The organism is Providencia sp. JGM181 (assembly GCF_018257375.1).
Taxonomy (GTDB): Bacteria; Pseudomonadota; Gammaproteobacteria; order Enterobacterales; family Enterobacteriaceae; genus Providencia; species Providencia lanzhouensis.
The window spans coordinates 1-19,952 of the sequence record NZ_JAERJY010000060.1 but is presented as its reverse complement, the minus strand read 5'-3'; the positions used below and the strand labels follow the sequence as shown (position 1 = coordinate 19,952).

The window sequence follows — 19,952 nt, the reverse complement described above, 5'->3', positions numbered from 1 at the left end:
CCTATGCCTTTATTTATCCAAAATTAGGTATAGGGTGAGATAAAGAATAAAAATTAACTATTTGATTAAACTTGAATTTTTATTAAAGGGTATCTTTGTAGATGTCTGAAAGGTCTTGGGCTTCTTGAAGCTCTGCCTTTGCTTCGGCAACTTTACGCTTATGTTTAGCGATTTTTTCAGGGTCACCTTTTTGAATAGATTCCTGCAATTCAGCTTCGCGCTCAGCAACTTTTTTCTGCTTTTCGGCAATTTTCTCCTGGCTATCGCGATACAGCGAATCAGAGGTACAGTAGCGGTTAACGTTCTCGAGTGCGCGCTCTAAGCCATTTACGCGGTAGGTATTACCGTGTGCTTTGGCATATTTGAGCTGAGTTTCAATTTTCTGCTTTTTGATTTCACACCCTTGGGATGAATTACCTGCTATTGCAGGATTATTCACTAAAAATGCAGCCAATATGGAAGATATTATAAATACTCGTTTCATTGGTTTTCCCTATTATGGTTTTTAATTTTGCTTAGGATAACTTTTTGGTAAGGAAAGGTCATGTGCAATTTTGTCATGTTTTGTCACTATGACAATCCCATCAAATTTTAGCTATAATGGCGCGAAAGAAATTATTCGGTCTATTTTTCATTCAACAGACCTTCTGTACAGATTCTATTAACAGCATTCACAAATGTGGCTGCTGAATTCCTCAGGAAATAAACGCGACATGTTAAGTTATCGTCATAGCTTTCACGCAGGCAACCATGCGGATGTTCTCAAACATACGGTGCAAAGTCTGATCATTGAATCTCTTAAAGAAAAAGAGAAACCATTTCTGTATCTGGATACCCATTCCGGCGCGGGTCGTTATCAATTAACTAGCGAACATTCAGAAAAAACAGGAGAGTATCTCGAAGGGATTGCACGAGTTTGGGAGCAACCGGATTTACCTGAGGAACTACTGCCCTATATGCAAGTTGTGCGCCGTTTAAATGAAAACGGTCGCTTACGCTATTACCCAGGCTCGCCACTATTAGCGAAACATTTACTGCGTGAGCACGATAAACTGATTTTAACCGAGTTACACCCAAGTGATTATCCGTTATTACGTACTGAATTTTCTCGCGATGAGCGTGCAACAGTTGCCCGTGAAGATGGTTATCAACAGTTAAAATCGAAATTGCCTCCGCAAAGCCGCCGTGGTTTTATGCTGATGGATCCACCTTATGAGATGAAATCAGACTACGAAGCGGTCGTAAAAGGCGTTGTTGAAGGCTATAAGCGCTTCGCAACAGGCACGTATGCGATTTGGTATCCAGTGGTTCTGCGCCAGCAAATCAAACGTATGGTGAACCAACTAGAAGCAACTGGTATCCGTAAAATTCTGCAAATTGAATTAGCGGTACGCCCTGACAGCGACCAACGCGGTATGACTGCATCCGGTATGATTGTCATTAACCCGCCTTGGAAACTTGAGCAGCAGATGAAAAATGTCCTGCCATGGTTACATAAAACACTGGTGCCAGAAGGCACTGGGCATACATTAGTTGAGTGGATTGTACCTGAGTAACAATAGACTTTGGCTATTGCAGTAACAGGCAATAGCTATCTTAAATGTTTATGTTTACATAGCATAATAAGAGAATATTAACGTATTCGTAATTCAACAAATGGGAACAACCAAGTTATGAGCAAACATTACGACTATATTGCAATTGGCGGCGGTAGCGGCGGTATTGCGTCTATGAACCGTGCGGCGATGTACGGACAAAAGTGTGCCCTGATTGAAGCTAAAGAGTTAGGCGGCACTTGTGTTAACGTCGGTTGTGTACCGAAAAAAGTGATGTGGCATGCAGCGCAAATTTCTGAAGCTATTCGCGCCTATGGTCCAGACTATGGTTTCGATACCACTATCAATGATTTCAACTGGAAGAAATTAATTGAGAGCCGTACTGCTTATATCGACCGTATCCACCAATCTTACGATCGCGTACTTGGCAATAACAAAGTCGATGTGATCAAAGGTTTTGCTCGTTTTGTTGATGCACATACCGTTGAAGTGAATGGCGAGATTTACACCGCGGATCATATTTTGATCGCAACGGGTGGTCGTCCGGTGATCCCTGAGATCCCAGGTGCAGAATATGGCATGACTTCTGACGGTTTCTTTGAGCTGGAAGCGTTGCCTAAGCGTGTTGCTGTTGTCGGTGCGGGCTACATTGCCGTTGAACTGGCTGGCGTACTAAATGGTTTAGGTAGTGAAGCGCACCTGTTTGTGCGTAAACATGCTCCACTGCGTGCGTTTGACCCGCTTATTGTTGAAACGTTAGTGGAAGTGATGAATGCAGAAGGTCCAACGTTGCACACAGAATCCATTCCGAAAGAAGTGGTCAAAAATGCAGACGGTTCACTGACATTAAAATTAGAAAATGGTCACGAGCAAACTGTTGATGCGCTGATTTGGGCAATCGGTCGTGAGCCAATGACGGATAACCTGAATATTGAAGCGGCAGGCGTTGAGCTAAATGCGAAAGGCTATATTAAAGTCGATAAATATCAGAATACCAATGTGGCTGGCGTTTACGCAGTGGGCGATAACACTGGCGCGGTAGAGTTAACGCCAGTCGCTGTTGCTGCGGGTCGCCGTCTGTCTGAGCGCTTATTTAACAACAAACCTGACGAACATTTAGATTACACCAACGTGCCAACGGTTGTATTCAGCCATCCGCCAATTGGTACAGTGGGTTTAACTGAGCCAGAAGCGATTGAAAAATATGGCGCAGATGCAGTGAAATGCTATAAATCTTCATTTACCGCGATGTATACCGCAGTCACTTCTCATCGCCAACCATGCCGCATGAAGCTGGTATGTGTGGGTAAAGAAGAGAAAATTGTCGGCATCCACGGTATCGGTTTTGGTATGGATGAAATGCTGCAAGGCTTCGCGGTCGCTCTCAAAATGGGCGCAACCAAGAAAGATTTCGACAACACTGTCGCAATCCATCCAACTGCTGCCGAAGAGTTTGTGACAATGCGTTAAGCATCGTTTAACTCTCTTTAGTGAGAAATTAAAAAGGCGCAGGTTAATTCTGCGCCTTTTTGCATTTCACGGTGATGATAATAGGTACTACATCGCTAGCAGCGTAGCAATCTCTGGGTGTGTTGCTAGGCTATCCATATAGGTTTGCATCGGCGGTGTTGCGGTATATCCGCAATACTTGATTAAAAACATCACAAAGCAGCCCACATACACATCCACTGCAGTTAATGTTTCACCGCAAATATACGGCTTGGCACTAGCGAGGCAGACATCTAACGTGGCTAAAGTGCGTTCAACGCTACCAAAACCTGACGATTTTTGCTGTTCTTCGGTTAATTCCACGCCTAAATCAAGGACGGTAAACGCAGATTCAATCGGGCCTGCGGTGAATAAAAACCAGCGATAGTAAGCACCACGGTCAGGGCTATTTAATGCAGGAGCAAAGCCCTTTTCAATAAATTTATCGGCTAAATAAAGACAAATCGCCGCACACTCAGTCACAATCACATCACCATCAACTAAAGCGGGCACTTTTGCCATCGGATTAATGGCAAGATATTCCTTGGTGTGCATCTCTGCACCATAAGCTAATTCAATGCGCTTATAGGGAACGTCCATCATTTTTAATAGTAAATCAACGGTATTGCCGCGGGACATTGCATTGGTAAATAGAACTAGCTCGCTCATAGTGATTTTTCCTTAAATGAAGTAGAGCACTGACTATAAGCTAAGGCGGTGTCAGAAATTGTCAGGAGTGACACACAAGACTTCTTGCTGCCAGCGGGTGAGTAAATAGCCTTTCGGGTAGGGCAGCGACTCCCCCAAGAGAGTGTAAGATTCGATTCTATCTAGGCGGAAATGGCGATAGCTTTGGCGCAGCTCGCACCATGCCGCTAACACTTGGGTATCTTTCATATAGCCCACCGCGATTGGCCAAATAATCCGTTCACTGGATTGCCCTTTAATATCCACATACGATATTTTGGCTTTGCGCTCTTCCCGTAAACTCAAACGCAAATTTTTAGCCACATGCTCGTCAATTTCATTAAGTTGGGTTGTTGGGGCAAATAGCGTATTGCTGTTTAGGATGATCTGCGCCTCTTTACCCACCACGGCATTAATTTTATTAAGAGTGCGCAGGGCAGAGTTTTTGAGTTCTGTATCAGCATTACTTTGTACCCAGCGTAAACCTAAAATCAGCGCTTCCAGTTCATTCTCATCGAACATCAATGGCGGCAGTAATAATCCGCTTTTTAACTGATAACCAATGCCCGCTTCACCAGTAATTTCAGCTCCTTGGTCGCGTAGTGATTCAATATCCCGATAAATGGAACGAACACTCACCTCTAACTGACAGGCGAGGGCGTCTGCGGTGACCGGATAGCGATTCTCTTTCAGGATCTGAATCAATGTGAGTAAGCGTTGGGTGCGAGTCATTCGGCTCTCAGTTAGGATGTTATGCAAAGAATTGCCATCATACTAAAGAAAGCCATCATTGAATTCCAATCGTCTTTGCCATTCTGAATAAAACCTTCACTTCACCTTCATCTAACTGTCATCTTCCAGCCGTAGCCTGCCATGGCAATTTGAACGCGCGTGCAAAAACGACTCAACCGAAAATTCATACAAAGAACAAGAGACATCCACTAGGAGAAGCAAATGATTAAGCGCACATTATTGGCATCCGCACTGATAGCCTCAACACTTGGCGCTAGCGCCTCTGAATTAATTATTGCCGGACGAGACAGCAGCTATGGTGATGCGATGCAGTTTGTTGTCGACGAATATAAAAAAAATAATCCCAAGGCAGAAATCACGTTAGTTAAGCGTCCGAGTAAAGGGCTGTATGAAAGCGTCGTGCTCTCCATGCGCGAGAAAACCGGTAACTATGACGTGATTTTAATGGATGACACATGGGCACCTGAATTCCTTGCCAACAAGTGGTTATCCCCACTTCCTGACTCACTCCAAGATAAAGACTTTATTCAATCCACCGTGGATATCGGTCGCCAAGACGGCAAAGGTGCGAGCTATGCATTGCCAATGGTGGGTAACGTGGCAATGTTCGCGTGGAATAAAGACCTGTTCGATCAGTACAAACTTCAACAGCCGAAAACATGGACGGATGTGTTGAACTCAGCGAAAACCATTAGCCAAGATGGCAAAGCCAATGGCGTGGTGTATCGCGGAGTAAAAGGCAACCCGATCGTGACGGGATTTTTACCCATTCTGTGGGGATATGGTGGCGATGTTGTCGATAGTAACGGAAAACCGACCTTGAATACCCCACAGGCCAAACACGCGTTAGAAACCTTCTTAGCCATGAAGCAATATGCGCCGAAAGGGGTGGATGTGTTTAACGCCGATGAAGTTCGCGATGCATTACAAAAAGGCACCGCCGCGATGGCCATCGAAGTATGGCCAGCTTGGGTGCCGGATCTTGATAACGCCAAAGTCTCGAATGTGGTCGGCAAAATGGAAATGATGGCGCCACCAGCAGAAACCGGACAGCCAGCACCTATGCTGGGTATTTGGCAGTTGGCGATTCCGGTAGATGCGAAAAACAAAGTGGAAGCGGAGCAATTCCTTGCATTTGCTAGCAGCGCTGAAATGCAAAAAGCATTAGCACTAAACTTCGGGACACCGCCAACGCGCCATAGCGTCTATGCAGACCCGCAAGTTGTTAGTCAATACCGTTGGTATCCACAACAAGCAGCCGCATTAGAAGCCGGTAAAGCGCGCCCACGTATTCAAAATTGGGCTGAAGTGGAAAGTATTCTTGGGGACTTTTTGCAAATGGCGATGATGGGGCAAATGACCGCGGATCAAGCTTTGGAACAAGCGCAAAAACGCATTGAGCGCAGCACAAAAAAATAGTGATGTTTTTCATGGCGCTAGTTTCTAGCGCCTTTATGGAATGCTGAGTATGTTATTCGAAAACCGTAAACAGTTGTTTTGGTTACTCCTCCCAGCGTTGATTATGCTGGGATTATTGACGTTGTATCCCATCGTATCCGTGCTGTATCACGCCTTTGGGCAAGTGGATTATATCGATGACAGCTACCACTTTATTGGCTGGTCGAATTTCTCTGAATTGTTCGATGACTTTTTCTTTTTGGCTGCTATTAAAAATACCTTCGTGTTTACCCTCGTGGCATCCATCGCCCAAGTTCTTTTAGGGCTGTGGCTAGCACTGCTGTTTAACCGTCAATTTGCTGGGCGTAAATTTGCTTTGCCCATCATTATCTACCCAATGATGCTCTCCACGCTGGTGTGTTCCTCGATTTGGCGCTCTTGGTACAACTATGATTTTGGATTCTTAAATAGCCTGCTGGTGGCGGTGGGCTTACCCGCCCAAGAGTGGTTATTCAATCCAGATTTAGCCTTATATTCCATTGCGTTAGTAGATACATGGCAATGGGCGCCAATGGCATTTTTGATCATTTTGGCGGGCTTGCAATCCATTCCTAAAGATATTGGTGAAGCGGCGATGGTGGATGGAGCAAAAGGCTGGAAATCCTTTGTCTACATCACGCTTCCGCTGATCAAAAAGCAACTGATGCTGGCATTTTTATTGCGCTCTATCGACACCTTTAAGTTATTCGACAAAGTGTATGTGATGACGGGGGGCGGGCCAGGAAATTCAACCGAAACATTATCTATGTTTGTCTATAAATACGGTTTCCGCTTCTTCGACTTAGGCATGGCGAGTGCGGCGGCGTTAGTGATGTTGGCGATTTCCTTGCTGATGACATTGATTTATGCCCGCAACGTAATGAAAGGACGCTGATCATGAAAGCCAAAATACACACATTGTTGGTTTGGTTGGCGGTGTTGATCATGACGCTGCCGATTATTTGGATGTTCGGCACGGCGTTTAAATCCCCGTCTGAAATTATGCAATCGGGGGCGCAATTACTGCCAAGCCAACCGAGCTTATCGTCGTTTGAAAAGCTATTTGAAGGGGATTTGCTGCGCTTAGTGGGCAATACGGTTTTAGTCTCGGTGGGGGCAACGGCGGTCTCAGTGGTACTGGCGTTCTTTTGTGCTTACGCCTTAGTGCGTTATCGCTTCCCTGCTAAGCTCGATAACGTGTTTTTGCTCGGTGTATTGATTATCAAAATGATGCCGCCGATTGTGATTGCCATTCCACTCTATTCCTTAATGAACCAAGTCGGGTTACTGAATACGCGCATTGGGCTGATTTTGTCTTATCAGGTGTATACCTTGCCGTTTTGTATCTGGATGCTGCTCGGTTTTATTCGCGATATTCCATTAGAAATTGAAGAGGCAGGGGCGATGGATGGAGCGAATTTATTGCATCGTTTGGCCTATATCGTTTTTCCGCTTTGTGCGCCGGGGTTAGTCGCGACGGCGATTTTCTCCATGATCCTCGGTTGGAATGAGTTTTTATTCTCACTGTTATTTATTCATACGCCAGACAAATTCACCATCCCATTATTTATCTCTAATTTTATGACTGAAGACGGTACTGCATGGGGAGAAATGATGGCGATAGGGATTGTTTCTTCATTGCCAATGCTGGCACTGGCGGGCTATATGCAGCGCTATTTATTACGTGGTTTCTCGATGGGATTGAAATAGTAGGCACTTATCATGAAAAAACTCGAACTGATTAATATTGGTAAAAGCTACGCAGGGCATTGCGTGATCCCACTAGTGGATTTAACTATCGACAATGGCGAATTTGTGGTGTTTGTCGGTCCTTCTGGCTGCGGGAAATCCACGTTGCTACGCATGATTGCAGGGCTAGAATCCATCACCGAGGGGGAATTGAGACTCAATGGTCAACCGTTGAATGATGTGCATCCCTCACTGCGACAAGTGGCGATGGTGTTCCAATCCTATGCGTTATATCCTCACATGAGCGTGGAAAAAAATATGGGATTTCCGCTGAAGATGGCGGGAATGAGTGCGCGAGAAATTACCCAAAAAGTACGGGAAACCGCCGAGAATTTACAATTAACCCATTTGCTTGACCGACTACCCTCGGCGCTGTCTGGTGGGCAGCGTCAACGGGTGGCGATTGGGCGCGCAATTGTGCGTGACCCAGAGTTATTTTTGTTTGATGAACCGCTGTCTAACCTTGATGCCAAATTACGCGGCGAAATGCGCATTTACTTGAAGCAACTTCATCAAAACTTGAAAGCCACCATGATTTACGTGACTCACGACCAAGTTGAAGCGATGACTTTGGCTGACCGCATTGTGGTCTTAAATCAAGGACGCATTGAGCAAGTAGGTACGCCTGAAACGTTATACCAGAAGCCAGCCAATAAATTTGTAGCGTCATTTATTGGGTCACCGGTGATGAATTTTCTCCCACCGCAAATGTTCGATTCAATCGATATTTCGCTACCTGTTGGAACGGAGTGTATAGGCGTTCGTCCTAATCAAGTGGTGGTGGATAGCCAAAACCCGGATGCCTTTATGCCAATCACGGTGGTGGAGCCTCTTGGGCATTCACGACTTTACTATGGTTTATTAAAGGGCAATGGTTTATTAAAGGGGCAGCATTTTGTGGTGGAGAGTGACCAGATTTATGGATTGGGGGACAGGTTACCCATAAGCTTAGCGCGTTCGACGTTGCACCTTTTTGATGAGCAAGAACAACGGATTGAAATGGCTAAAACAAGGAAAAACCATGCAGCCTAGTTTTCAAATTACGGTAGTGGGAACGGGGGATGCTTATGATAGCGAACGCATCAATGCTAGCATTCTGGTGGAAGAGTCAGGCTACCAATTGCTGGTGGATTGTGGTCCGACGGTGCCTCAAGCGCTGTTTGGACAAATGCATGTGGAAGAATTGGATGCTATCTATTTGACCCATACCCATCCTGACCACTGTCTTGGGCTCACCACGTTACTCAATTGGATGGATTCGTACCGACGAAAGCGCCCACTGACGATTATAGCTCAGCGGGAACAATGGGTGCTATTGACGCCGCTTCTTGCTTTTTCCCATTGGCCTAAAGCGCAATTAGGTTTTGAGATCATCCAACAAAATAGTGAAGAGATTCAATTTATTGGTGATTGGAAAGTGACAACGGCGTTAACCCGACATTCGGTCAGTAACCGTAGTTTGCACCTGACGGCGAATTCAGGGCGTAGTCTGTTTTATTCAGGAGATGGTGAGATTTCACCCCAAGGGGAACAACTGGCACTGCAAAGTGATTGGGTATTTTTGGAGTGTGAAACCCTCGATATTCATCCCAGCCATGGCTCTTGGGCATCACTACACCAGCGGTTGCAAAAGTTATCTCCCAAATCTAATAGCCAATGGCGGCTTTATCATATTGAGCCGCGTTACCTAGATAGCCTGCGTGAACATATTGCCGAATATCCGTTTCTTCAGTTGGCTCAGCAGGGGGAATGCTTATTATGATGCAAAATCGAAAAGTGACGGCATCGGATGTGGCTGAAGTGGCAGGCGTTTCCCGTTCGTCGGTATCACGGGCATTTACCGAAGGTGCGAGTATTCACCCGAAGAAACAGCAAAAGATTTTAGACGCTGCGAAGCAGTTGGGCTATCAACCTAATTTTTTTGCTCGCACACTGAGTACGCCTAATCAGAAAAAACGTTCCAATATCGTGGCGATCCTTGTCAGTGACTTATCGAACCCGTATGAATCCTATTTGTTTGAAGCCTTATCCAGCGCATTACAAGGGCATGGGAAACAGCCAATGCTATTGAATGTGAAACAGGCGGGCGACCTTGATGCGGCGATTTTGCAATTATCGGGATACCAAATTGATGGGGTGGTCGCTGTGGTGGGGTCACTGCCAGCGGAGCATTTTCATCAATGCTTAAAGCTCTCTTTACCGCTAATTACACTGGGGCGCAGTGATGCTGCGGGGTTGATCCCTTCAGTGCAAACAGATAACCAATTAGCCGGAGAAATGGCGGCAAAATATCTATTAAGTTTAGGCTTAACTCGGTTGGGGGTTCTGGCCGGGCGTGGGGATGGGCAGGCATCAAATGAGCGCCATCAAGGCTTTAAACGCTATTTAATGGCAGCGGGCTATTCTGAACCAGTGTGCTTATCCGCAGGGAGCTATCGTTATCAGGCGGGTTTTGAGGCGGCGTTGCAGCATCAGCAGCAACTTCAATCGTTGGATGGCTTATTTTGTGCCGCAGATTCTTTGGCGTTGGGCGTGATGGATTGTTGCCGGCAATCGCTGAATATCGCGGTTCCTGAACAACTCAGGATCGTGGGGTGTGATGATATCCCGATGGCGGGGTGGGAAGGGTATCAACTCACCACATTGGCGCAGCCTGTAAATCGTATTGCCCAGCAAGTGATTACCTTGCTTGAAGGCATTTGGGCGCAGTCAGAGAATCAACCGAATCTTATCAAGCTTGAACCTGAGCTGGTTGTACGCAAAAGCGCATAAAAAATGCCTCGAATGAGGCATTTAGAGAGGCAATTTACTGGCTTTTCTGCCACCAGGAAACAATATAATCCGCCACTTGCTCAGGATTATTGATATCCAATTGCGGGACGTCGGTATCAATAATTTCGTCGCTGGCAACCGCCACGACATACTCGTCAATTAAGCCGTTTAGCGGTTTACCCACATCGGATCGAAATAGCGCGATTTTATCGATGGGCTCACTTTTGAATCCTTCCACTAAGATCAGATCTAGCGAAGCAGAATCAAAGCGGCTAGCCAGATAGCTCAGATTCATTTCATTGCATTCAGGGGTTTCGGTCATTAATGCCCAGCGCTGATTGCTTGCCACTAACGTTTGGTCTGCACCTGCTTTGCGTAATTCATAACTGTCTTTGCCCGGCGTATCAATTTCCATATCGTGATGCGTGTGCTTGATTAAGCCCACACGAACATGGCGCTGTCTCAGTAAAGGGATAACTTTCTTGAGCAAAGTTGTTTTCCCGGTGCCACTGTAGGCGGTGATCCCGAGTAGAGGTAACGTGTTCTGGTTCATGATTTTTTTTGTTGTAACTCCCAGTTACGGCTATCTTCCGGCGTATTTAAATTAGCAAATGTACCGGTTTCAGAGGTAAACATGACGCCTTTTGCATCGATTTCACGCATAAATAGCATCAGTTTGCGATCTCCTCTTGCGAGGTAATCATCCAACGGTTTCTGGAGAGACCGATGGAGTAGGGTAAATGTCGGGTGCTCTCGTTCGTTATCGCAGGCGTAGCAGGCAAGGTGCTCGCCTTTTTCGCGAAACATCTTTTCGGCTAAATCAGTTGGAAACTCAGGAACATCGCAAGGGACAAATAGCAGCCAATCGGTGGTGACCTGATGAAGTGCTGCTTGCATCCCTGCTAAGGGACCCGAAAAATCTGCGGTTAAATCCGTGAAAACGGGCAGTTGGCTTTGTGCATATTCTGCGTGGTGGCGATTAGCATTGATCATCAATTGACCGACTTGCGGTTGCAAACGCTCCATAATATAGCGGTATAGCGGCTTACCCAATAAAGGAATTAAACCCTTATCTTGGCCACCCATGCGGGTGCCTTTGCCCCCGGCGAGGATCACGCCTGTAATCGACTGACGAAATGACATGTTCAATATCTCTGAAAATCTTAGCGAAAATGTTTTAACGAACTTAAGTAGTTTTTTGAGTATAGTAACAGCTAAAATCTATTCTATTTTCCTATAAAATCAATGAATATTAATACAAGAAACGGTTAAACTTTACTTAGATTGACAACTGTTCCCTTTTTCTCTTGTAGGATTATTGGTAACTTGTATCGAATATTCGTGATAAGGAATAAACATGAAATGCCATCGTTTAAATGAAGTCATCGAACTTCTGCATCCAGTATGGAAGGACAATTCAGATTTAAATTTAGTGCAATTACTGCAAAAACTGGCAGATGAAGCGGGTTTTAAAGGCAGTTTATCTGAACTGACAGACGACGTATTAATTTATCATCTAAAAATGCGTGGCACCGACAGCAATGCGGTGATCCCCGGTATTCAAAAAGATTACGAAGATGATTTTAAAACGGCCATTCTACGTGCTCGTGGCATCATAAAAGATTAAATGAACATGGATTTAACAGAACAATCGAGCTTCCACTTTAGTGGGATCTCCCCTGATTTGATCCTTGATGCGCTGATGGAAGCGGGGATTTACCCAGAATCAGGGCTGACAGAGCTTAACAGCTACGAAAATCGCGTTTACCAATTTCAGGATGAAAATCGCCAACGCTATGTGGTGAAATTTTATCGTCCTGAGCGCTGGAACCGTTCTCAAATTCAAGAAGAGCATGATTTTACCCTTGAGCTGCAAGATGAAGGCTTATCGGTGGCTGCGCCTTTAGAATTTGCCGGACAAACGGTATTAGAGTTTGGTGGGTTTATGTTTGCACTCTTTCCGAGTATCGGAGGACGCCAATATGAAACGGACAACTTATTCCAGCTTGAGGGTGTTGGTCATTTATTAGGGCGAGTGCATCAAATCGGTAAACAGCGAAACTTTGCATTTCGTCCGACTCTTGGTGTGGAAGAGTATCTCGACCAACCGAGAAATATTATCGCCTCCAGTTCATTAATTACTGAGCGTGATAAAGCACCATTGATAGATTCATTGGATAAGTTGATTGCCCAAGTTAAAGCCCTGTGGCCTGCTCAACAATCTTTTATTCGCCTGCAAGGGGATTGCCATCCTGGCAATATTTTGTGGCGTGATGAAGCGTGGCTGGTGGATTTTGACGATGCACGCAATGGTCCTGCGGTGCAAGATTTATGGATGTTGCTTAATGGTTCACGCCAAGAGCAGATTATCCAACTGGATACGTTATTAGAAGCGTATAACGAGTTTTGTGATTTTGATGTACGTGAGTTAAAGCTGATTGAACCGCTACGTGCGATGCGAATGGTGCATTATTTAGGATGGATCCTTCGTCGCTGGCAAGATCCCGCTTTCCCGAAAGCATTTTCTTGGATCCAATCTGCTGATTTTTGGCAAAAGCAATCTATCGAGTTTGCACAGCAAACTGAGCGGTTGTTAGATGCTCCTTTGCAATTGAACCCGCAATTTTAATATTTAAGACTGTGTTTTTGGAGAAAGTTTTCTATGAAAAAAATCATGTTGGCTTTGATTGGTATTGCCATGTCTTTTGGTGCTGCGGCAGCAAATTATTCAGAAGGTAAAGAGTACACGGATGTTAAGCCTCCGGTACAAGACTTACCGCAAGTTCTGGAGTTTTTCTCATTCTACTGCCCACACTGTTATCAGTTTGAAAGCATCTACAAAGTGCCACAAACGGTAGAGAAAAACCTGCCAGAAGGTGTCACTAAAGCGCGTTATCACGTTGATTTTTTAGGCCCTCTAGGTGCTCAAATGACTCAAGCGTGGGCTGTGGCGATGGTGCTGAAAGTTGAAGATAAAGTGACGCCAATTCTGTTTGAAGGCATTCAGAAAACCCAAACGATCAATACCCCTGCGGATATCCGTAATGCATTTATCAAAGCGGGCGTAACGGGTGAAGAATACGATGCAGCGCTAAATAGCTTTGTCGTGAAATCGTTAGTTGCTAAGCAACAAAATGCCGCACAAGATTTAAAACTGCGTGGCGTGCCAGCATTATTCGTCGATGGTAAATATCAAATCCGTAATAACGGAATTTCTGTCGATAACGCAGAGGATTATGCTAAAGAATACTCAAAAGTTGTGAACTTCTTAGTTAGCAAAAAATAATCTGTGAAGATAGCGGCAATGTGCCGCTATCTTTTTATTTGCTGATTGTCCGTTATCAATATCCACAATTCGACCATCCCCTCTGATTTGCGATAAATCAAAGCCTCATTAGCTAACTTATTGATTTTATTTTATTGTTTTCTTCTTGCAATTCTCTTACTCATTGAATCCGTTAGATAACTAAATTTTACTCACAAAGTTATCCACAGGAAATTATCGCATAAGAAATGGGATAACTCAGCGGGAAATTGAATCTCAAGGTGTATCTGAAGCCACAATGTGGCATCCTATCCCCCATTCATTCCCGATAAAAAAGATGATGACAGATTATGGCTCAGATTGCTGAAAATCCCCTTATTTTGGTAGATGGCTCTTCCTACCTGTACCGTGCTTATCATGCATTCCCTCCATTGACCAACAGCGCTGGTGAACCTACCGGAGCGATGTATGGCGTGTTGAATATGCTGCGTAGCCTAATCATGCAATATACCCCGAGTCATGTGGCGGTTGTCTTTGATGCTAAGGGAAAAACGTTCCGTGATGAACTGTTTGAAAGCTACAAATCCCATCGTCCGCCAATGCCGGACGATCTGCGCGCTCAAATTGCACCATTGCATGAAATGGTGGAAGCTATGGGGCTGCCGCTGCTAGTGGTACCTGGTGTGGAAGCGGATGACGTCATCGGTACGTTGGCGCGTGAAGCGAGCAGCAAAGGGATGCCAGTGCTGATCAGTACGGGCGATAAAGATATGGCACAGTTGGTTGAACCGAATATCACCCTGATCAACACCATGACCAACACCATCTTAGGTCCTGAAGAAGTGGAAGCGAAGTATGGGGTTCCACCAAGCCTAATTATCGACTTTTTAGCCTTAATGGGTGACTCATCCGATAATATTCCGGGTGTGCCGGGTGTCGGTGAAAAAACCGCATTAGCATTATTGCAAGGTATTGGTAGCTTAGACGATATCTATAAAAACTTAGATGCGATTGCTCCACTCGGTTTCCGTGGCTCTAAAACCCTCGCACCAAAAATGGAAGAGAACCGCGAACTCGCACTGTTATCTTACCAACTGGCGACGATTAAAACGGATGTTGAGCTAGAAAAACCGTGTGAAGAACTCAAGGTGACGGAACTGGATGCGGATAAACTTCATTCACTGTTTAGCCGTTATGAATTTAAACGCTGGTTGGCCGATGTTGAAAATGGTAGCTGGATGGACGGCAAAGGGGCGAAACCAACTAAAGCCGCAGAAAGTTACCGTGCACCAGCAAGCCAGCCTGCGGCAAAATCTAAGCCTGCCGTCCCAACACTATGTGCTGAAAATTACCAAACAATTCTCGATAAAGAACAGTTAGATAGTTGGGTGAAAAAACTCAGCGAAGCGACGCTGTTTGCCTTTGATACAGAAACTGACAGCCTGGATACCCAAGAAGCTCGTTTAGTGGGTATGTCTTTTGCTATCGAAGCCGGTCATGCCGCCTATTTACCTGTCGGGCATGACTATCTTGATGCGCCAGATCAGTTGCCTTTAAAAGACGTTTTGGCAGCGATGAAGCCTATCTTAGAAAATGAGAAAATCGGCAAAATCGGTCAGAACCTAAAATACGATGCGGAAGTGTTGTTAAATTGCGATATTTCGCTAAAAGGCATCAAGTTTGACACTATGCTGGAATCTTATGTGTTGAACAGTGTAGCAGGCATGGGGCGCCATGATATGGACAGCCTTGCAGATCGCCATCTCAACCATAAAACCGTGAGTTTTGAAGAGATAGCGGGTAAAGGCAAAAAGCAGTTAACCTTTAACCAAATCCCATTGGAGCAAGCGGCAAACTATGCGGCGGAAGATGCGGATGTGACATTGTTACTGCATCAAGCGCTGTATCCGCAACTGGAAGCAGAGCCAAAATTAGCCCACGTTTTCCAAAATATCGAAATGCCGTTGGTGCCAGTGTTGGTACGTATGGAGCGCAAAGGTGTGCTGATTGATGCGGCGGCATTAGGGGCGCAGTCTCAGGTGATCACCGCGCGTTTAGCGGAGTTGGAAAAACAGGCGTTTGAGTTAGCGGGTGAAGAGTTCAATCTGGCATCTCCGAAACAGTTGCAGACGATTTTATTCGAAAAGCTGCAATTGCCAGTTATCAAGAAAACACCAAGTGGCGCTGCTTCAACCAACGAAGAAGTGTTGGAAGAGCTGGCATTAAACCATGCACTACCAAAATTACTGTTAGAGCATCGTAGCTTAGCGAAGCTAAAATCTACTTATACGGATAAGCTGCCGCTGATGATTAATCCAAAAACTCATCGCGTGCATACCTCTTATCACCAAGCAGTAACAGCGACGGGACGTTTATCTTCCCGTGACCCGAACTTGCAAAATATTCCAGTGCGTACCGAAGAAGGTCGACGTATCCGCCAAGCGTTTGTGGCGCGTGATGGCTACAAAGTGATGGCAGCGGACTATTCACAAATTGAATTGCGTATTATGGCGCACCTTTCCCAAGATAAAGGCTTATTGAAGGCGTTTGCGGAAGGGAAAGATATCCATAGAGCCACCGCAGCCGAGGTATTTGGTGTTCCGTTAGAGGAAGTCACCAGCGACCAACGCCGTAGTGCAAAAGCGATTAACTTCGGTTTGATTTATGGCATGAGTGCATTTGGTTTGGCTCGCCAGTTAGGCATCCCACGTGGAGAAGCGCAGCGTTATATGGATCTCTACTTTGAGCGTTATCCAGGTGTGCTGCGTTATATGGAAAATACCCGCCTGCAAGCGTCTGAACAAGGTTATGTTGAGACATTAGAAGGGCGTAGATTGTATCTTGCAGATATTAAATCGAGTAACGGTATGCGCCGTAAAGCGGCAGAACGCGAAGCGATCAACGCCCCAATGCAAGGCACCGCAGCCGATATCATCAAAAAAGCGATGATAGCAGTAGATAATTGGCTCGAAACCGAAAAACCAGATGCGGATATGCTTATGCAGGTGCACGATGAACTGGTGTTTGAAGTCAAAGAGTCCGAGCTAGAGAAGGTGCAAGCGAAGGTTCAGGCGCTGATGGAGCAGAGTATGACGCTGGATGTTCCTCTCAAAGTGGAGGTGGGTGTTGGCTCGAACTGGGACGAAGCCCATTAATCAGCAATACTCGTCATATTTCGGGCTGTAGGGGTGTTGGCTGTACTCGGCAACCCTAGTCACATACTTGTGTATGCTCCGAGGGATATCCTCGTTTGCCGCCTACCTACAGCCGCGAACTAAATACTCGTTATATTTCGTGTTGTGGCTGTGTTGGTTTCACTCAGCCACTTGGGTCACATACTTGTGTATGCTCCCCAAGCTGTCTTCGCTCACCGCCTTGCCACAACATGAACTATTTAGAGTATTGGTTGGGTAAGAGATAAAGAGAAAAAACTCTTAATAAAACCTAAAAGCGAATAGCAAAAGATAATGTAAGGCACCCCGAATGTTGGCGACAATGTTTGGGGTGTTTTTTTATGTTTAGGATATTTTTTATAGTGGTATTTACGCAGAAATTTGGAGGCGTTTTATTCCCTTTAAATTTCACATAATTCATGGGTAAAACACTGAATTTTAAATATATCGTTGGGATGGCGAAGGTTGTTATTATGCGACTTAGATCTCATAAATATGTAGTAAAAATACGTTTTTAACGAATTACTAGGCAATATACAGGGCTGAATCGTAGTAAGCTTTGAAAAAAAACTACAAAAAGCCTTTTTTTCGAGCGGAAAATAAAGTACATTATCAGGCGTAGGGTACAGAGGTAAGATGTTCTATCTTTCAGACCTTTTACTTCACGTAATCGGATTTAGCTGAATATTAGCTGCTCCAGTCAAGTTTTTGACTGGAGCATTTTTTTTGCGTAAATTTTTGATGCGCTAACGGCATAGACCGTTATACGCCGCATGGGCGTACAAGGAATGAAAAGGTTATTCTGCGGCGTTACTGTACCAACTGTCGAGTTTGATACGTAATTTATCGATACCCATTTTTTTCAGTGCAGAGAAATATTCCACTTCAATATCGCCTTCCGCAGATAACGGTGCTAATGCTTGGCGAACTTCCATTAACTGTTTCTTTCTTGCGCCTGAAGCGAGCTTATCCGCTTTGGTGAGTAGAACAAGAACAGGAATGCTCATGGCGACTGACCATTCGATCATCTGCATATCGAGATCTTTTAATGGATGACGGATATCCATCAAAATCACTAACCCTTTGATACATTCTCTTTTCTGTAAATATTCACCGAGAGCTTGCTGCCATTTGCGCTTCATCTCTTCAGGTACTTCGGCATAACCGTAGCCCGGAAGGTCAACTAGGCGAATGCCCTCTTCAACTTCAAACAGGTTGATAAGCTGAGTTCTTCCCGGTGTTTTACTGGTTCGCGCTAAGCTTTTTTGCTGTGTTAATGCATTTAATGCACTGGATTTGCCCGCGTTAGATCGGCCAGCAAACGCCACCTCAATGCCCGTATCTTTTGGTAGATGACGGATATCGGGGGCACTGATGACAAATTTTGTCATGTGGTAGTTGTGGTTTTTAATTGCCATTGGTGGTTCTCCCTGAGTAGCCTCAAAAGGCTGGGGGATTATAGCGACTGAATAGCATACAAACAACAAAAGGGGGATATTTGGTGCGATATCTATTTGAGAATGACATTAAGCGAAGGCTTTTTCATTAAATTACTCTACAATTAATTTAATTCAGCGAAATTTAACTATTTGGCGTAAATATAGGTAAATCTTTAGCAATTACTCCCGCTTCGCTCTAGAATTGGGCATTAATATGTTTTTGGGTATTAACAAAAGGGATCTTGAATGTTGAAACGAATTTTTGTGCCATTATTGGCAATCTGTGCAATGAGCACAACTTCTCTTGCATTAGCCGCGGGTGAAACTTACGTCAAATTAGTCACCTCCGCAGGTAATATTGAGTTAGAACTCAATAGTAAAAAAGCCCCTGTTAGTACTGAAAACTTCCTGCAATATGTTAATGAAGGTTATTACAACGGTACAACCTTCCACCGTGTTATTCCTGGATTTATGATCCAAGGCGGCGGTTTTAATAAAGAATTGCAGCAAAAACAAACCCGTGCACCAATCGCTAATGAAGCTGATAATGGATTACGTAATTTACGTGGCACTATTTCAATGGCTCGTAGCGCAAATAAAGACAGTGCAACCAGCCAATTCTTTATTAATGTTGCTGATAATGCGTTTTTAGATCACGGCCAACGTGATTTCGGCTATGCGGTATTTGGTAAAGTTGTTAAAGGAATGGATGTTGCAGACAAAATTTCTAAAGTGAAAACAGAGAACGTAGGTCCATATCAAAATGTTCCTGTTGAACCTATTACGATTATTTCTGCGGAAGTGATTAAAAAGCCTTAATACTGTTTGCTGTAATATCGTCGAATAGAGAGGGTGATTCTTGTTAGTCATCCTCTTATCATAAAGTCCTTCTTTGCATTTTTTCTTAATTAGTAAATAAATTCAGCTATTGCTTAATCTTTTAGGCGCTTATTGAGTTCATTGTATATCTCATCGCGTCTATCTACAGCGATGACAGAAACTGTCACCTGCACATTACCAACATCATCACTTTTTACTGTGTAGGCTAAACGGTATCCGTCCTTTTTCAATTTGATTTTATAGCAATTGTATTGAAGGGACAGCCGATTACTGGGAGCTGTAAGTAGTTCATAAGACTCTGCTCTTTTACGTAGGATTTTTTTAAATTTATCTTTTATTGATGAATTAAGGGAGTCCCATTCTTTTTTAGCTAAGGGTTTAAACGTTAGTTTTACGCTAAAATTTTTTTCCATTATAAGTCATCCCAACTTACTTCTATTTCATCATCATCCATGCGTGCGATTGCTTTTTCTAATAGGAGTTGATCGCCAAGTTTTTCTACCATTAGCTCGAATAAATCGGTAGGTACGCAGTAGAAGATCGCTTTGTTGTGGCTCAAAATGGCAACAGGCTCTCCATTTGATTCATTCATTGCGGCGGAGGGATTTTTTTTAAATTCGCTAATTGATGATGTTTTTTTAGCAAGAAGCGTTTTGGTATACATAGCAACCTCTAAAATTAGCACTAAATATGGAGCTTATTTTAGAGTAAAAAAACATATTGTCCATGAAATACACAACATGAAGGGCAATCTAATTTAGTCTGGCTGCTGCTATTTTATTCCATTGTATTT

The 19,952-nt window shown here is 44.4% G+C and carries 22 protein-coding genes; 14 read left to right on the top strand and 8 right to left on the bottom strand.

Annotation, left to right across the window (positions count from 1 at the left end):
• Positions 1 to 82: 82 nt before the first annotated feature.
• On the bottom strand, positions 83 to 484 hold the full coding sequence (locus JK188_RS09710; RefSeq protein ID WP_211887208.1) for a DUF1090 domain-containing protein: 402 nt from the start codon (positions 482 to 484) through the stop codon (positions 83 to 85).
• 229 nt (positions 485 to 713) lie between these two features.
• On the opposite strand from JK188_RS09710, the gene JK188_RS09705 reads away from it, so the two are divergent.
• Together JK188_RS09705 and gorA are read left to right on the top strand one after the other, a co-directional pair.
• Positions 714 to 1,556 carry a 23S rRNA (adenine(2030)-N(6))-methyltransferase RlmJ gene (locus JK188_RS09705; RefSeq protein ID WP_154602303.1) on the top strand — a complete coding sequence of 281 codons (843 nt, stop codon included), beginning with the start codon at positions 714 to 716 and terminating at the stop codon, positions 1,554 to 1,556.
• A gap of 117 nt (positions 1,557 to 1,673) precedes the next feature.
• On the top strand, positions 1,674 to 3,026 hold the full coding sequence (gorA, locus tag JK188_RS09700; protein WP_154602304.1) for a glutathione-disulfide reductase: 1,353 nt from the start codon (positions 1,674 to 1,676) through the stop codon (positions 3,024 to 3,026).
• An 87-nt stretch (positions 3,027 to 3,113) separates the two neighbouring features.
• Here gorA and JK188_RS09695 read toward each other — a convergent pair whose 3' ends face one another.
• Both JK188_RS09695 and JK188_RS09690 read right to left on the bottom strand, forming a co-directional pair.
• Positions 3,114 to 3,713, bottom strand: coding sequence for a glutathione S-transferase family protein (locus JK188_RS09695; protein ID WP_211887209.1), 600 nt, complete (start codon positions 3,711 to 3,713; stop codon positions 3,114 to 3,116).
• A 51-nt stretch (positions 3,714 to 3,764) separates the two neighbouring features.
• Entirely contained in the window at positions 3,765 to 4,463 is a 699-nt protein-coding gene (locus JK188_RS09690; protein WP_211887211.1) for a helix-turn-helix transcriptional regulator, read from the bottom strand.
• 222 nt (positions 4,464 to 4,685) lie between these two features.
• Here JK188_RS09690 and JK188_RS09685 point away from each other — a divergent pair, with 222 nt between their 5' ends.
• From JK188_RS09685 to JK188_RS09660, 6 genes are read left to right on the top strand one after another with little or no spacing between them, the layout of a single operon-like run.
• Positions 4,686 to 5,903, top strand: coding sequence for an ABC transporter substrate-binding protein (locus tag JK188_RS09685; RefSeq protein WP_211887213.1), 1,218 nt, complete (start codon positions 4,686 to 4,688; stop codon positions 5,901 to 5,903).
• A 49-nt stretch (positions 5,904 to 5,952) separates the two neighbouring features.
• The gene (locus JK188_RS09680; RefSeq protein WP_211887215.1) at positions 5,953 to 6,816 is read left to right on the top strand and encodes a carbohydrate ABC transporter permease; all 864 of its coding nucleotides are present in this window, start codon (positions 5,953 to 5,955) and stop codon (positions 6,814 to 6,816) included.
• 2 nt (positions 6,817 to 6,818) lie between these two features.
• Entirely contained in the window at positions 6,819 to 7,631 is an 813-nt protein-coding gene (locus JK188_RS09675; RefSeq protein ID WP_211887216.1) for a carbohydrate ABC transporter permease, read from the top strand.
• 12 nt (positions 7,632 to 7,643) lie between these two features.
• Positions 7,644 to 8,702 (top strand): ABC transporter ATP-binding protein, encoded by a 1,059-nt coding sequence (locus JK188_RS09670; protein WP_211887218.1) that lies wholly within the window; start codon positions 7,644 to 7,646, stop codon positions 8,700 to 8,702.
• Positions 8,692 to 9,432 carry an MBL fold metallo-hydrolase gene (locus tag JK188_RS09665; RefSeq protein ID WP_211887220.1) on the top strand — a complete coding sequence of 247 codons (741 nt, stop codon included), beginning with the start codon at positions 8,692 to 8,694 and terminating at the stop codon, positions 9,430 to 9,432. The genes JK188_RS09670 and JK188_RS09665 overlap by 11 nt, the downstream gene beginning before the upstream one ends.
• Positions 9,429 to 10,442: a LacI family DNA-binding transcriptional regulator gene (locus JK188_RS09660; protein WP_211887222.1), complete on the top strand. Its 1,014-nt coding sequence runs from the start codon at positions 9,429 to 9,431 to the stop codon at positions 10,440 to 10,442. The genes JK188_RS09665 and JK188_RS09660 overlap by 4 nt, the downstream gene beginning before the upstream one ends.
• Positions 10,443 to 10,476: 34 nt before the next feature.
• Here JK188_RS09660 and mobB read toward each other — a convergent pair whose 3' ends face one another.
• Together mobB and mobA are read right to left on the bottom strand one after the other, a co-directional pair.
• Positions 10,477 to 10,995 (bottom strand): molybdopterin-guanine dinucleotide biosynthesis protein MobB, encoded by a 519-nt coding sequence (mobB, locus tag JK188_RS09655; protein WP_211887224.1) that lies wholly within the window; start codon positions 10,993 to 10,995, stop codon positions 10,477 to 10,479.
• Positions 10,992 to 11,585: a molybdenum cofactor guanylyltransferase MobA gene (mobA, locus tag JK188_RS09650; protein WP_211887226.1), complete on the bottom strand. Its 594-nt coding sequence runs from the start codon at positions 11,583 to 11,585 to the stop codon at positions 10,992 to 10,994. The genes mobB and mobA overlap by 4 nt, the downstream gene beginning before the upstream one ends.
• 214 nt (positions 11,586 to 11,799) lie before the next feature.
• On the opposite strand from mobA, the gene JK188_RS09645 reads away from it, so the two are divergent.
• The 5 genes from JK188_RS09645 (at position 11,800) to JK188_RS18095 (ending at position 17,564) form a co-directional block, all read left to right on the top strand.
• Complete coding sequence (locus JK188_RS09645; protein ID WP_006659561.1) at positions 11,800 to 12,069, top strand: YihD family protein; 270 nt, start codon at positions 11,800 to 11,802, stop codon at positions 12,067 to 12,069.
• Positions 12,070 to 13,071, top strand: coding sequence for a serine/threonine protein kinase (locus tag JK188_RS09640; RefSeq protein WP_442959117.1), 1,002 nt, complete (start codon positions 12,070 to 12,072; stop codon positions 13,069 to 13,071).
• 33 nt (positions 13,072 to 13,104) lie between these two features.
• Positions 13,105 to 13,728, top strand: coding sequence for a thiol:disulfide interchange protein DsbA (gene dsbA / locus JK188_RS09635; protein WP_036948659.1), 624 nt, complete (start codon positions 13,105 to 13,107; stop codon positions 13,726 to 13,728).
• A 329-nt stretch (positions 13,729 to 14,057) separates the two neighbouring features.
• Positions 14,058 to 16,862 (top strand): DNA polymerase I, encoded by a 2,805-nt coding sequence (polA, locus tag JK188_RS09630; protein WP_211887230.1) that lies wholly within the window; start codon positions 14,058 to 14,060, stop codon positions 16,860 to 16,862.
• A 654-nt stretch (positions 16,863 to 17,516) separates the two neighbouring features.
• Positions 17,517 to 17,564: a hypothetical protein gene (locus JK188_RS18095; RefSeq protein WP_438361642.1), complete on the top strand. Its 48-nt coding sequence runs from the start codon at positions 17,517 to 17,519 to the stop codon at positions 17,562 to 17,564.
• Positions 17,565 to 17,677: 113 nt separating this feature from the next.
• Here the strand turns inward: JK188_RS18095 and yihA are convergent, their stop codons facing one another.
• Positions 17,678 to 18,298, bottom strand: a complete 621-nt coding sequence (gene yihA, locus JK188_RS09625; RefSeq protein ID WP_132496945.1) for a ribosome biogenesis GTP-binding protein YihA/YsxC — start codon at positions 18,296 to 18,298, stop codon at positions 17,678 to 17,680.
• A 267-nt stretch (positions 18,299 to 18,565) separates the two neighbouring features.
• Between yihA and ppiA the strand changes: the two genes are divergently transcribed.
• Complete coding sequence (ppiA, locus tag JK188_RS09620; RefSeq protein ID WP_108478750.1) at positions 18,566 to 19,138, top strand: peptidylprolyl isomerase A; 573 nt, start codon at positions 18,566 to 18,568, stop codon at positions 19,136 to 19,138.
• A 113-nt stretch (positions 19,139 to 19,251) separates the two neighbouring features.
• Here ppiA and JK188_RS09615 read toward each other — a convergent pair whose 3' ends face one another.
• Positions 19,252 to 19,572 carry a type II toxin-antitoxin system RelE family toxin gene (locus JK188_RS09615; RefSeq protein WP_211887231.1) on the bottom strand — a complete coding sequence of 107 codons (321 nt, stop codon included), beginning with the start codon at positions 19,570 to 19,572 and terminating at the stop codon, positions 19,252 to 19,254.
• The gene (locus JK188_RS09610; RefSeq protein ID WP_211887233.1) at positions 19,572 to 19,823 is read right to left on the bottom strand and encodes a type II toxin-antitoxin system Phd/YefM family antitoxin; all 252 of its coding nucleotides are present in this window, start codon (positions 19,821 to 19,823) and stop codon (positions 19,572 to 19,574) included. The genes JK188_RS09615 and JK188_RS09610 overlap by 1 nt, the downstream gene beginning before the upstream one ends.
• Between the last annotated feature and the right edge of the window lie 129 nt (positions 19,824 to 19,952).